The organism is Daejeonella sp. H1SJ63 (genome assembly GCF_029360775.1).
Classification (GTDB): domain Bacteria; phylum Bacteroidota; class Bacteroidia; order Sphingobacteriales; family Sphingobacteriaceae; genus Daejeonella.
Genome location: NZ_JARKMZ010000028.1, coordinates 590,735 through 603,670 on the forward strand (window position 1 = coordinate 590,735; position 12,936 = coordinate 603,670).

The 12,936-nt window shown below is 38.7% G+C and carries 9 protein-coding genes; 5 read left to right on the forward strand and 4 right to left on the reverse strand.

Features of this window, described 5'->3' with window-relative positions; all coding sequences use genetic code 11:
- The first annotated feature begins 71 nt into the window (after nt 1–71).
- Nucleotides 72–461 carry a hypothetical protein gene (locus tag P2W72_RS10270; protein ID WP_276361815.1) on the forward strand — a complete coding sequence of 130 codons (390 nt, stop codon included), beginning with the start codon at nt 72–74 and terminating at the stop codon, nt 459–461.
- A gap of 77 nt (nt 462–538) precedes the next feature.
- On the opposite strand, the gene yidC is transcribed toward P2W72_RS10270, so the two are convergent.
- The gene (gene yidC, locus P2W72_RS10275) at nt 539–2,389 is read right to left on the reverse strand and encodes a membrane protein insertase YidC (RefSeq protein WP_276361817.1); all 1,851 of its coding nucleotides are present in this window, start codon (nt 2,387–2,389) and stop codon (nt 539–541) included.
- A 31-nt stretch (nt 2,390–2,420) separates the two neighbouring features.
- Nucleotides 2,421–4,031 carry a CTP synthase gene (locus tag P2W72_RS10280; RefSeq protein ID WP_276361820.1) on the reverse strand — a complete coding sequence of 537 codons (1,611 nt, stop codon included), beginning with the start codon at nt 4,029–4,031 and terminating at the stop codon, nt 2,421–2,423.
- Nucleotides 4,032–4,337: 306 nt separating this feature from the next.
- Between P2W72_RS10280 and P2W72_RS10285 the strand changes: the two genes are divergently transcribed.
- Nucleotides 4,338–5,582 (forward strand): DEAD/DEAH box helicase, encoded by a 1,245-nt coding sequence (locus P2W72_RS10285; protein WP_276361822.1) that lies wholly within the window; start codon nt 4,338–4,340, stop codon nt 5,580–5,582.
- A gap of 11 nt (nt 5,583–5,593) precedes the next feature.
- On the forward strand, nt 5,594–6,466 hold the full coding sequence (locus tag P2W72_RS10290; RefSeq protein WP_276361825.1) for an aldose 1-epimerase family protein: 873 nt from the start codon (nt 5,594–5,596) through the stop codon (nt 6,464–6,466).
- Here the strand turns inward: P2W72_RS10290 and P2W72_RS10295 are convergent.
- Complete coding sequence (locus tag P2W72_RS10295) at nt 6,463–9,264, reverse strand: hypothetical protein (RefSeq protein WP_276361828.1); 2,802 nt, start codon at nt 9,262–9,264, stop codon at nt 6,463–6,465. The two genes, P2W72_RS10290 and P2W72_RS10295, sit on opposite strands and share 4 nt — an antisense overlap.
- A 28-nt stretch (nt 9,265–9,292) precedes the next feature.
- Complete coding sequence (locus tag P2W72_RS10300; RefSeq protein ID WP_276361831.1) at nt 9,293–9,979, reverse strand: class I SAM-dependent methyltransferase; 687 nt, start codon at nt 9,977–9,979, stop codon at nt 9,293–9,295.
- Nucleotides 9,980–10,200: 221 nt separating this feature from the next.
- On the opposite strand from P2W72_RS10300, the gene P2W72_RS10305 reads away from it, so the two are divergent.
- Nucleotides 10,201–11,442, forward strand: a complete 1,242-nt coding sequence (locus P2W72_RS10305; RefSeq protein WP_276361834.1) for a DUF2130 domain-containing protein — start codon at nt 10,201–10,203, stop codon at nt 11,440–11,442.
- A 151-nt stretch (nt 11,443–11,593) separates the two neighbouring features.
- Entirely contained in the window at nt 11,594–12,889 is a 1,296-nt protein-coding gene (locus P2W72_RS10310; RefSeq protein ID WP_346429771.1) for a DEAD/DEAH box helicase, read from the forward strand.
- Nucleotides 12,890–12,936 lie beyond the last annotated feature (47 nt).

Here is a 12,936-nt window from a genome sequence, read left to right on the forward strand (position 1 = left end):
TCGATGTATTATTGGCCCAATGGCCCTTGATTTAGCTGTAAGGCTTTAAATTTTATTTACTATTGAATTTTATGCATAAAACTTTTTCTCTGCTTATAATTTGTACTTTTTTGCTTTTTTCCTGTTCAGAAAATATCAAAAAAGAAAATTTATATGGTAAGTGGTCATATCTAAAGGTTCAGAATTTCAATCCTCCTGATAGTCTTGGCTATGCTGAGCTTCAAAGAGAGAAACCTGCTATTATCTTTTCAGCAGACAGTAATCTTTTAATTGAATGGGGTGGAAAGCGATTATCATACGGCACTTTTCGGATGGACGGTAATATGATCAGATATACAGAGATGTTTGATGATGGAAGGAAAAGAAGTTTCCCGTTTTTAATCAGGGAATTGAAAGATAATAAATTGGTATTTGAAACAATGGAGCAAAATCCGACCAGGGTTACTGCTGTCAGGGATTAGTTTTTATTGGTCCGGCTAAACAAAAAAGGCTTAACGGAGCAAATCGTTAAGCCTTTTTTATTGGGATATTTTTGATGTTACTTCTTCTTACCTGAGCCTTTTGGGATCTGAGTTTGCTGCTGCTGTCTCATATAATCTTCCATACGTTGCTGGAAACCCGATTTCTTCTTGGCAGATTCAGGTTTCTTTTTATTCTCCTGGATCTGTGCATGGATCTTATCGTCATTCACAAACATCCGGATAATATACTGCTGAGCAAACGTCATCATGTTAGCCAGGAAGTAGTAATAGTTCAAACCTGAAGGATAGCTGTTTAATACTCCGAAGAAAATGATGGGAGTAATGTATCCGATATATTTCATTTGGCCTGTAGCTCCCGATACCTGGTTGTTGAAATAAGTATAAATAAGAGTAGAAATAGTCATCAGGATACACATTAAACTGATGTGGTTTCCAAGGAATGGCAGATTGAAGCCTAACTGAAAGAATGCATCGAAAGTCGAAAGATCATCCATCCAAAGGAAGCTTCTTCCGCGCAGTTCAAACAGGTTGGGGAAGAAGAAGAAGAAAGCCATGATGATTGGCAACTGGAGTAACATTGGTAAACATCCTCCAAGTGGATTAACTCCTGCTTTCTTGTATAATTTAAGGTATTCCTGTTGTAAAAGTGTTGGATTATCTTCACCTACCTTACCTTTAATTTCATCCATCTCAGGCTTCAGAATTCTCATCTTAGCCATTGAGAGATATGACTTGTAGGTAAGTGGCAGTAATACCATTTTAAGTAAAACTGTTAAAACCAGAATAATCAGTCCGTAGCCCCATCCAAATCCTTCAAGGAAGTTAAATACAGGTAATACCACCCATCTGTTAATATATTTCAATGGCGGATAACCCAGATCTATCTGTTTTTCAATTTCAAAACCCTGCTTCTCAAGAATATTAAGCTGATTCGGACCAAAATAGAAGTCCATTGGAAATGCAGTCTGATCCTGCCTTTGAACCGGTATCTGCATATTTGCTGCGAAGCTCTTTACTACACCTGCATCAGGGCTGGTTGTTACTGCTAATTCGCCCTTATCAAAACTGTTTTTTGCAATCAGTACATTTGAAAAGAAGTGTTGTTTGAATGAAAACCATTTAATCTTTCCTTCATTTAATTCCTTGTTCTCAGACTCAGTTAAACTAAGGTGATCTATACTCTCATCTCCCTGTTTGAAGTATGCGCTTGAGTATCTTTGCTCACCGGGCAGGTCTTTTTCTTTTTGTTTAAGTACAGTTTCCCAGTTAAGTGTTATACTCTTTTGGGTAGGTGCAATTACATCCTGCATGCCTTTGGTTGCAATTGTCAAACCAACATTATAGCCCTCGCCTTTAAGACTGTAGATATAATCGATGTACTTTCCTTCAGAATGAGTAAGCCTCATTGTTACTGAAGAGGAGTCAGCTTTGCTTACTGATAAAGAATTCGCTGATGGGGTAAAGTAAAGCTCGTTGGTATTGATATTTTGTCCTGCAGCACCGAAGATCAATCCAAATTTATTGCCTTCACCCTCAAACATAACCAATGGTTCTTTAGAGTATGTTTTAAAGTTTTTAAGCTCAACCGATGCTATTCTTCCACCGCGACGGCTTATTTTTACTTTTATTGATTCGTTTTCAATAACTACGGGCTCGCTGCTTCCTGACTGTGCTGAACCAAACGGTCCGGCTTTAATCAGGGTTGAATCTATTGCCGGAATAACAGCAGTTTTGCTGGTATCTTGCGCAGGCAATGCTTCAACAGGCTTTTTTATCCTTGCTAAAGAATCCTGAGTTTGTTTTGCTTTTTCTCTTTTGATGTCCTCATCAGAGGGCTGCATAAGATATGTGGAGCCAACTAAAATGATCAATATCAAAAAGAGGCCCGTGAAGGTATTTCTATCCATTCCGTTTATAAATCTGTATTGCTAAAATGTCTTACTTCTTTTTCGAATATGCCAAAGAAGCGGCGACAAAGTTAACAAAAAGTGGGTGAGGATTATCAACTGTTGATTTTAATTCAGGGTGGAACTGTCCTCCAATGAAAAAAGGATGATTCTTCAGCTCAACAATTTCAACAAGATTATTCTCAGGGTTAATTCCTGAAGCAATCATGCCGGCCATTTCGAACTGATCAAGGTATTTATTGTTAAATTCATAACGGTGGCGATGACGTTCAGTAATTCTGGTTTTTCCATATATAGAAGCCGCTTTACTGCCTTTTTTAAGATCGCAGGTATAAGATCCCAAACGCATGGTGCCACCTTTGTTCTTGATTTTCTTTTGTTCTTCCATCATAGAGATTACCGGATTTTTGGTATTCTCATCCATTTCGCTGCTGTGCGCATCTTTTAATCCAAGGACATTGCGGGCAAATTCAATAACAGCACACTGCATCCCTAAACAAATACCAAAGAACGGAATATTATTCTCTCTTACATATTTAATAGCTTCAATCTTGCCTTCTATTCCTCTGCTGCCAAAACCCGGAGCTACCAATACACCATCCAGACCCTTTAGTTTCTCGGCTACATTATCAGCAGTGATACTTTCTGAATGAATACTTTTGACTTTTACTTTACATTCGTTTTCAGCACCGGCATGTATAAAAGATTCATTTATGGATTTATATGCGTCAGGTAACTCAACATATTTACCAACTAATCCGATGGTTACTTCTCCCGTAGGATTTTTCAGATGACCAAGGAATTCTTTCCAGCTTTCCAGATCAGGTTCATTCTTATTTGGAAGTTTAAGTTTACTGAGTACCGTTTTATCCAGCTGCTCTTTAAGCATCAATAAAGGAACGTCATAGATAGTTGAAGCATCTATTGATTCTATCACTGCATTGATATTGACGTTGCAGAACAGTGCAATCTTTTTACGCAATTCCTGGGGGATATGATGCTCAGTACGGCAAACCAGAATGTCGGGTTGAATACCATATTCCAAAAGCATCTTAACAGAGTGCTGAGTAGGTTTGGTTTTTAGTTCACCAGCCGCAGCAAGGAAAGGAACCAGTGTAAGATGTATAACCAGCGAATTACCTGAGCCAAGCTCCCAGCGTAGCTGACGAACTGCTTCAATAAACGGTAAGGACTCAATATCCCCAACAGTACCTCCAAGTTCAGTAATAACAATATCAAAGTTGCCGGTTTCGCCTAATATTTTCATATTACGCTTGATCTCGTCTGTGATATGAGGTACAACCTGAACCGTTTTACCCAGATATGCACCTTCACGTTCTTTGTTAATTACATTCTGGTAGATACGGCCGGTAGTAATATTGTTTGCTTGTGAGGTTGGTACGTTCAGGAAACGCTCATAATGACCAAGGTCAAGATCGGTTTCAGCTCCATCTTCAGTAACATAACATTCGCCATGCTCGTAAGGATTTAAAGTTCCCGGATCAATATTGATATACGGATCGAACTTTTGAATGGTCACACGGTAACCCCTCGCCTGAAGTAGTTTGGCAAGAGAAGCGGAAATAATACCTTTTCCTAACGACGATGAAACGCCGCCCGTAACAAAAATGTATTTGGTCATGATATCTGAAGGATTTGCTTAGAATGCTTTATTGTTTACAGCTTTTAAGGCCACTTTATACAATAAAAAACATCGTTTTGTACGGGATTCAAAAGTAGGATATTTTTTGATAATTATGTTATTTGTTGAGAAATTGGGTGGTGTTAATAAGTGGATTTTATTATTAATTGACAATTGACAGTTGATAGTTGATAATTAAGAGATTGTCGTAAAATACAACTATCCATTGTCAACTATCAATTGTCAACTGTCAACTGTCAATTGTTTTACCTATTTTTGTATTTATTTAAATATTAATATTTCATCTTGACATTCAGCGATTTCAATTTTGATCCTCAGTTACTTGAAGGACTTCAAAGTATGGGTTACGTTAAACCCACCCCAATTCAATCCCAGGCAATTCCACTTATTCTCGATCATAAAGATCTTATCGCTTGTGCCCAAACCGGTACCGGTAAGACGGCTTCCTATCTCTTACCAGTTCTGCAGCATATCAGCATTTCTGAAAAGAAATATACCAAAGCATTGATTCTGGCTCCAACGCGCGAACTTGCACAGCAGATTGACCAGCAGGTTGAAGGCCTGGCTTATTTTGCCGGTATCAGCTCTATAGCAGTATATGGAGGTGGTGATGGTATGATTTATGAGCAGCAGCGCAGGGCGATGATGGATGGAGTTGACATTGTTATTGCCACTCCCGGAAGATTGATCGCACACCTGGCTTCAGGAGCTATAAAGCTTAGTCACGTTCAATATCTTGTATTGGATGAGGCAGACAGAATGCTGGATATGGGCTTTTATGAGGATATTATAAAGATCATAAGTAATCTGCCTAAAGAGCGACAAACCCTGTTATTCTCTGCTACAATGCCTCCAAAGATCAGGACACTGGCTAACACAATTTTAAAAGATCCTGAACAGATCAATATCGCAATTTCACAACCTGCATCAGGAATATCTCAGCAGGTTTATATGGTTTATGATAATCAGAAGATTAAACTGATAAGTTCCATTCTAAAGGAAGGTGATTATAAAAGTGTACTGATATTCTGTTCACGTAAGGAAACAGTGAAGGATCTGAACAGAACTCTGCGCAAGGAAGGAATTAAGTCTGAGGCATTTCATTCAGATCTTGAACAGGAGCAGAGAGAAACTGTTTTAAGAGCCTTTAAAAGTCGCTCATTACCCGTAATTATAGGTACTGATGTATTAAGCAGGGGTATTGATGTGGAAGGTATCAGTCTGGTTATAAATTTCGATGTCCCACCTGATCCTGAAGATTATATCCATAGAATAGGAAGGACTGCGCGAGCTGAAACTACCGGTACTGCAATTACTTTTGTGAATGAAAAGGATCAAAGAAGGTTTTCATTTATTGAAAATCTGATTGGCAGGGAAATCCCAAGAATTTCCTTACCTGCAGAACTTGGTGAAGGACCGGCATATAATCCCGCAGTTAAGCGACCATCAGGTTCTGGAAACAGAAGAAACGGGAATAAAAAGAAAGTTTGGGTAAAACGTAATAAGCCCCAGCAAAATAATCCTAAATAATCTCTTTCATTTTGATCCACAGTATTGAGAATGAACATTTAAAAATTGGTGTGAATACCAAAGGAGCAGAACTGTGCTCGATCCTGAGTAAACACAATAACAAAGAATATCTGTGGCAGGCAAATCCGGCTTTCTGGGCATTTCATTCTCCGAATTTATTTCCTGTTGTTGGTAATTGTACTGATAATAAGATACTTACAGAGGGTGTTGAATATCCGATGCCGAGACATGGATTTGCAAGGCATTCTGAATTTAAGCTCATTGAGTCCCTGCCTCAAAGTCTTGTTTTTTCACTTGAATTTTCTGAAGAAACATTAGCTGTATATCCTTTTAAATTCAGGTTTCAGGTTAGTTACAGATTAAAAGAAACTGAACTTGAAGTTTGCTTTGAAGTAATCAATATTGATACCAAAGCAATTCTTTTTTCATTGGGAGCTCACCCTGCGTTTAATGTTCCACTGAGTCAAAATCAAACTTATGAGGATTATTATATAGAGTTTGAAGGGGAAGATAAATTAGAGAAGGAATTATTCAATTCCCGGGGTTTCTTTACCGGACAGAGGGAGCCTGTTGAAACTGAAGACAGAAAACTTTGCTTAAACAGGGCGCTCTTTAATGATGGTGCACTGGTTTTTAAAAAGTTAAACTCCAGAAGTGTTGCACTTAAAAGCTTCAGGTCAACTGATTCTGTTCAACTTAACTTTAAGGATTTTAATTCTCTTGGCATTTGGGCCGTTCCGGGAGCTCCATTTGTATGTATTGAGCCCTGGCTGGGTTATGCAGATAAAGCAGGAGATATTCAGGAGTTTAAAAACAAAGAAGGTATTATTTCTCTTGATGTTGATAATACCTTCTTTGCTTCTTATACGATTACAATTAATTAAAATCCTTTTAGTTTGATTGGTGTCTTTCCTGACTTATCCTTTTTTCTGCTTTCCCGAATCATATCATTCATATCATCCATTTCAGGCCCTTCCTTTAATGATTTCCAATCGAATTTTTCATTGTGCGGATCAAGCGCTTTTTGTGGATCGAAAAATCTGCTGTCGGCAGGAAGTGCTTTATATGGAGTGAAATCTGGCTTGTCGGTGAACATATCAGCCATATCATTTGCGGCAGCATCATATTGATTGAGGTATGGTATTCCGAGTATATTCCAGAATGTTTTAAATATACTTCCAAAGCTTGTATGGGTATGACTGACATGATCCCGTTTTACATACGGGGAAATGGCCATCAGAATACTGCGGTGAGCATCAACATGATCTACTCCGTTCTGGGCATCGTCTTCTGTAACCACGATCAGCATGTTTTTCCAATAGGGGGTATGCGACAGAAATTCAACAATTCTGCCAACGGCAAGGTCATTGTCTGCCATATAACTTTCCCGGAAGGGATAACCTGCTTCAGGACGTTCTCCTGCGCCATGATCATTCGGTAATATCACCGTCAGAACAGCAGGCATTACATCTTTTCCTGTTCCCCATTTCTCTTTGAATTCTTTCTCAAATACGGTAACCCTGAACTGATCAGGAATAGCCATATTATAAGTTGGGTAGGTATATGAAGTTCTTGAGTACAATGGTTTAGGCATTGGGTAATTGGCAATATGCCTGATTCCGCCATATTTATAGTGATCTTTATAATCTGCAGGTTCAAACATTACACCGAATCCGAAATTGAAATAGGAAACCTGATTCCGGGCCAGATGTTCCCACATCGAACCAGCTTCGTTATAATCTTCGGGAAAAATTGCACCTGCAGAACCGTTAATCCCCAGATTTCCGGGAGCATTTGAATCTTTGTTATATGTCCTGTTGCCTCCGTATCCGGCAGCTGTTGTTGCTTCAACCCATTGATTAGGGTAGGTGTTTACCAGCCAGCGATGACCATCCGCTGAAACATCGGCATCAACATAAAAATTATCGCTTATTGAAAATGATTTTGCCAGATTTAAATGATTGGGCATTACCGTTGCATTAGTCACGGTTTTCGTATTGTCTTTATTACTGAAGCCGGCGCCTTTGCCATAACGGGAAATAGTACTGTCGCCTTTGCCCTTTTTTATCTGCCCGAAGACCTCATCATAAGTTCTGTTTTCTTTTGATATGAATACGATGTGTTTTATCGGTGATTCTTTTTCACCGGGATAAAGAGGTATCGGATTATTTTTTCTCCAGCTGAACACCTGGTCAGATTCAGTTCTGATCAGGAAGTTGTTTTCAATAACCTTTTGGGTTGATTCTTTAAGTTGATTATCATCCGGAATGGCAGTAACCTGAACCGTTCCATTCATTAAACTCCCTATATAGCTTCCGGCAGGACCCATTTTGAAAGTTACCCCACCATTCGGCCCACTTCCATAGCCCTTTGCATTGGCGATGATCAGATTTTTGCCATCCGGACTTACTTTTAATTTTGCCGGAAACCATCCGGTCGGGATATGCCCGATTACCTTCAGACTCTGTACATCGATTACCGCTACTGCGTTAATTCCTGATTCAGCAACATAAACCTGCTTCTCATCCGGTGAAACGGCTAAGCCAAAGGGTATTACCCCTCTGAATTTGCTCAGCTGAGCTTCCGGTGAAAGCTTGATATGAGTAATTATGCTTTGATTTTTACTGTCGAGAACTGTGATGTTGTCATTGTTTCCATTGCTTATGAATACATAGTTTCCGGCTGCAACAATTGAATTCGGACTTGAACCTCCAACTGCCGGAATTCCCTCTACAAGCTGGCCTACCATATTTCCGGTCTTGATCTTAGAAAATACAGATGGACTTAGGGGATCTTTAACATTAACAGCCCAGACAGAAAATGCGTTCTCAGATTGCAAAGGCCCTAATCCGGGAATTTCAAGATCTCCTTTCTTAATTCCTTTCTCTGCTTCAGGACTATCATAGGCGAATGCTGGTTTTTCAAGTGATGTTTTTTCCCATTTCCCATTGACTCTTTTCTTAATGTATTTGTACTCATACATCCCAACATTTGCAACGTAAACAGTTTGTTCATCTTTTGAAAGTGTAATTCCAAACGGGTAACGGCCAACCGGGGTAGAAGAAATAAGCTTTCCTGAGTTAACATCAATGCTAAGCATTCTGAATCCGATCTGATCTACGGCATACAGATAGCGCCCGTTACGGCTCATCACCATGTCTCCGATATATCCATGTGAATAATCTGCCAGACTATTCTTGAAACTGCAATCAATGGATCCTAAAGATTTGCCGTTTATAATGTCGAAAACGTATATTTTATTTGTTTGTCCGCCAGAAACATAAACCCTTTTGTTATCAGGAGAGATTGCCAATCCCATAAATACAGATTCAATAACTCCTTTATCTCCTTTAGGTGATTCAGGTATCTGAATGATTTCAGGGTTTTGCGACTGAATATTTTTAAGGATACTTATAGACAGAGGGCTGGTTCCGGAATTAGCAGTAATCGCAATGTTTCCGTCATTGCTCAGAACTAATCCATAGGGGTGCGGAGCAACGATGTATGATTTACCGGCCGGGCTAATGTACCGGCCATTTGGAATGACTGTTGTGCCGTTGGGATTAATCTTAACATATTCCTCACCCGATGGAGCTGAAATAACAGTAGCGGTCTGCTGGGCAAATCCCGTAAAAGCTGATAAAATAAACAGGATTGATAAATAATAAATTTTGGTGTACATTCTGAATGATTAATATAAATTTTTTGAATTAAGCCAGTCTTAAACTTGCAAGATACTGATCTGTATCGTCTTCGTAAATCATTTCACTTGTCCAGCCGTGTTCTTCAGCCAGTCTTGATAGTTTGGGGAAGTCTATGTATAACCACTTAAACCAGCTTCCTTTAATGTTTTGATATTCATACTGATATGATATTTCGCCATAGTATTTTTTTAACAGAAAATCATCAGGATGATAGAGGTAGGCAATGTCTGAAGAATCGAAAAGTACCTGTCCGCCCGGTGCCAGTAAATTTTTAAGATGATCCAGGTATTTATGTAATCCCTGAATATCTTCGCACAAGCCAATGCCATTCATCATCATTAAAAGTGTATCGTATTGTGATTCATTATATTGCATTACGTTCATGTTGATCACATTTTTTACTCCCCTTGCTCTCATAATTTCACAGGCTTGAGCTGAATGCTCAATTGCGGTAACCTCAATGCCTTTTTTTTGCAGAAACAGTGCATGGCTTCCAACACCAGCCCCAATATCCAGAGTTGTTCCGGAACAGAGATTTAGTGCAATTTTTTCTAATTCGCTGAGATCAGTTTCTGACCTGAAGAAAACATCAACCGGCATATCTTCTGGCTTACCATAACTGTTATGCAACCATAATTTACTTTTTTGTTTGCCTTTAAAATAATCTTTTAAAACCTTCCCGAAAACGTCCATGCATTTATACTCTTGTCATTGATGAAAATAGATTTAACTAAGATGATCAGAAATGCCGCTTAGTTGTATTTTTATCAAAAATACGTGATGGGAAACGATATTGATGAATATTATCTCATTTTGGAGTATTGATTGACGGTTTAATGAAATTGCACTAAAAATATTAGTATGTTTAAGTCGTTAATCTGATATTGATTTGCAGTATTATTAATTTTAATTGTATGTCTACAGAAGTAAAATGTCCCTCATGTGGTTACTCCTTTCCATTAGAGGAGGTAATCGGTAAAGAATACGAGCAGGAGCTGCGCGATAAAATGATTGCCTGGCAAAAGAAGAAAGATGAAGAGTATCAGAAAAAAGAGGATGATTTTAAGTTACAGCAGAAGGAGCTTGCAGTTAAATATGAACAGCACTTTGCTCAGGAAAAGCTGAAGATCGAAGAGGGGGTCAGGAAGGCTATTGTTGTGGATTTCGAAAATAAATTAAGTTTCCTTGAAAATGCCAATAAAGAAAATCAGGAAAAATTAAAGCTTGCCGGACAAAAAGAGCTTGAATTTCTAAAGAAAGAGCAGGAGCTTAAAACTAAGGCAGAAGAAATTGAGCTTGAAATCCAGAGGAAGATGCAGAATGAACGGAATCTGATTATTGAACAAATAAAAAAGCAGGAAACCGAAAAGAACCTGCTCAAAGAAACTGAACATCAGTTGCGTATAAAAGAGTTTGAAAAGCAATTGGAAGATCAGAAGAAATTAGTCGAAGAAATGCGTCGTAAAGCGCAGCAAGGCTCTATGCAATTGCAGGGGGAAGTTCAGGAATTGATATTGGAAGAATTATTAAAGACTACTTTCCCTTTTGATGAAATTGGTGAGGTTGGAAAAGGAGTACGTGGTGCAGATTGTATTCAGGTTGTCAGGAACAGATTTGGACAAGCTTGCGGCAAGATCATTTATGAAAGTAAACGGACTAAAGATTTTGCAAACGACTGGATAGATAAACTTAAGAAGGATATGCGTAAGGAAGGGGTTGATGTTGCTGTAATTGTAACTCAGGCTTATCCGAAAGGAATGGATTGCTTTGGAGAACGTGATGGGGTGTGGATATGCTCGTTTGAGGAGGTAAAGGCGGTAGCTTATGTTCTGCGAGATGGTATTCTCAAACTTTATAATGCTTCAAAATCGCAGGAAAACAGAGGTGATAAGATGCATATGCTGTATGACTATCTGACAGGAACAGAGTTTTCAGAGCAATGGAAAGCAATTCGTGAAGGGTATATGAGCATGAGGCTATCAATACATAAAGAACGTGATGCCATGGAAAAAATGTGGAAGATGCGCGAAAAGCAACTGGATAAGGTATTGCTCAATGCTTCAAGTATCAGGGGTTCTATTGAAGGCATTGCCGGTGCGGACAGTATTTCACTGAGTTTGTCTGATGATGAGGATGATACCCTGTTGTTGGAGTAAAAACTATTTTTTACCGTTCATTAAACATATCGGAGTTTTCATTTCTTACAATTGGTTGCTTAATCTGGTCCGGCTGAGTCTTAATTATCCTATATCAGTGGTCTCAATACTATTCCTTACTTTTGCATTTCAAAAATAAAAATCTGTTTAGATGGTGTTGTTAGAGAAGTTGAAGCTGAGTAAGCCTTTGGTAAGGTCCATGACCGATGCAGGCTTTCTGGGTCCTAAGGATATACAGCTTAAGACAATGTCGCGCATTCTTGGCGGGCAGGATCTGATTGCAGTTGCCCCAGAAGGCTCAGGAAAGACGACCACCTATGTGCTTGGTACATTAATGAGGCTGAAATATGGCTTTGAGGAGGCTCCGAGAGCATTGGTGCTTGCACCTGATAAAGAACGGGTTCTTGCAATTATAGAGCAATACCAGCTTTTAAACAAAAATCAGACTATTCGTATTGTGGGTCTGTATCCTGAAGGGGGCATGGAATCGCAAATGGATGCACTTGCCGACGGAGCAGACATCGTGGTGGCAACACCCGACAGGGCCAGAGCTATATATTTGAAATTAGGCCTTAATCTGAACAAAATCATCATGTTCATTGTTGATGATGCCGCAGAAATTGTCAAAAGGGGAATGCAGCTTCCGGTAGCAGAACTTGCCAGAAGTATTGTTAAGAGTCAGCGTCTGGTTTTTACGGAAGTTTACCATAGTAAATTAAAATTGTTAACTGATCAGTTCCTGAATGAACCGGCAATTATTGAGATTGGCGATCTTGGTGAACAAAAACTTGAAACAGTTGATCAGATTTTATACAATGTCCCTGATTTTAAGACAAAGGTTAATCTCCTGAATCTGTTGCTTGAAGATGAAGAGGTATTCGACAAAGTGATTGTATTTGTAAATACCAGACTTACTGCAGAAAAAGTATTCAAGAGTCTGTTTAAATATCTGGATAAAGATATTGCCATTTATAAGCCTTTGTTTTTTGATCATCCGGGTTTTGATCTCATTGAAGAATTTAAAGCTTCTGATACCAGAATATTGCTCGTTGCCGATGATCTTAAAGAATCAATTGATCTGAAATCAATTCCAATTGTAATTCATATGGAAATACCTGCAAATGTGGAAACTTTTGTAGGCAGAATTCTGAAGAGCAATCTTGAACATGATACTGATAGGATGGGATTGAATTTTGCAACTGATATTGAACTGTCGCAGGTAAAAAAGATAGAACAGGCTATTGGTAAGCCTATAGCTATGGCAGAGCTGCCCGGGAATCTTGTGATAGAGAAGGACAAACTTAAAAAGGTTAAAAAACATGCTGAACAATCAGTTTCTACTGCTTCTGATATAGGTGCAGCCTTTCATCCTAAAAAGAAGAGCAATGCTAAAGATTATAATTACAGCTCCAAAGAAAAGGCAAAAATGAAATTTAAAAACAGGTAAGGCCAACTAATTATAAGAGTAAACTTATTTACGTCTCTTCAGGCCCG

Excerpts from the sequence above, each read along its gene's own strand:
- P2W72_RS10295 (WP_276361828.1), bottom strand. The coding sequence starts at position 9,264 with ATGTACACCAAAATTTATTATTTATCAATCCTGTTTATTTTATCAGCT.
- P2W72_RS10300 (WP_276361831.1), bottom strand. The coding sequence starts at position 9,979 with ATGGACGTTTTCGGGAAGGTTTTAAAAGATTATTTTAAAGGCAAACAA.
- P2W72_RS10270 (WP_276361815.1), top strand. The coding sequence starts at position 72 with ATGCATAAAACTTTTTCTCTGCTTATAATTTGTACTTTTTTGCTTTTT.
- yidC (WP_276361817.1), bottom strand. The coding sequence starts at position 2,389 with ATGGATAGAAATACCTTCACGGGCCTCTTTTTGATATTGATCATTTTA.
- P2W72_RS10305 (WP_276361834.1), top strand. The coding sequence starts at position 10,201 with ATGTCTACAGAAGTAAAATGTCCCTCATGTGGTTACTCCTTTCCATTA.
- P2W72_RS10280 (WP_276361820.1), bottom strand. The coding sequence starts at position 4,031 with ATGACCAAATACATTTTTGTTACGGGCGGCGTTTCATCGTCGTTAGGA.
- P2W72_RS10310 (WP_346429771.1), top strand. The coding sequence starts at position 11,594 with ATGGTGTTGTTAGAGAAGTTGAAGCTGAGTAAGCCTTTGGTAAGGTCC.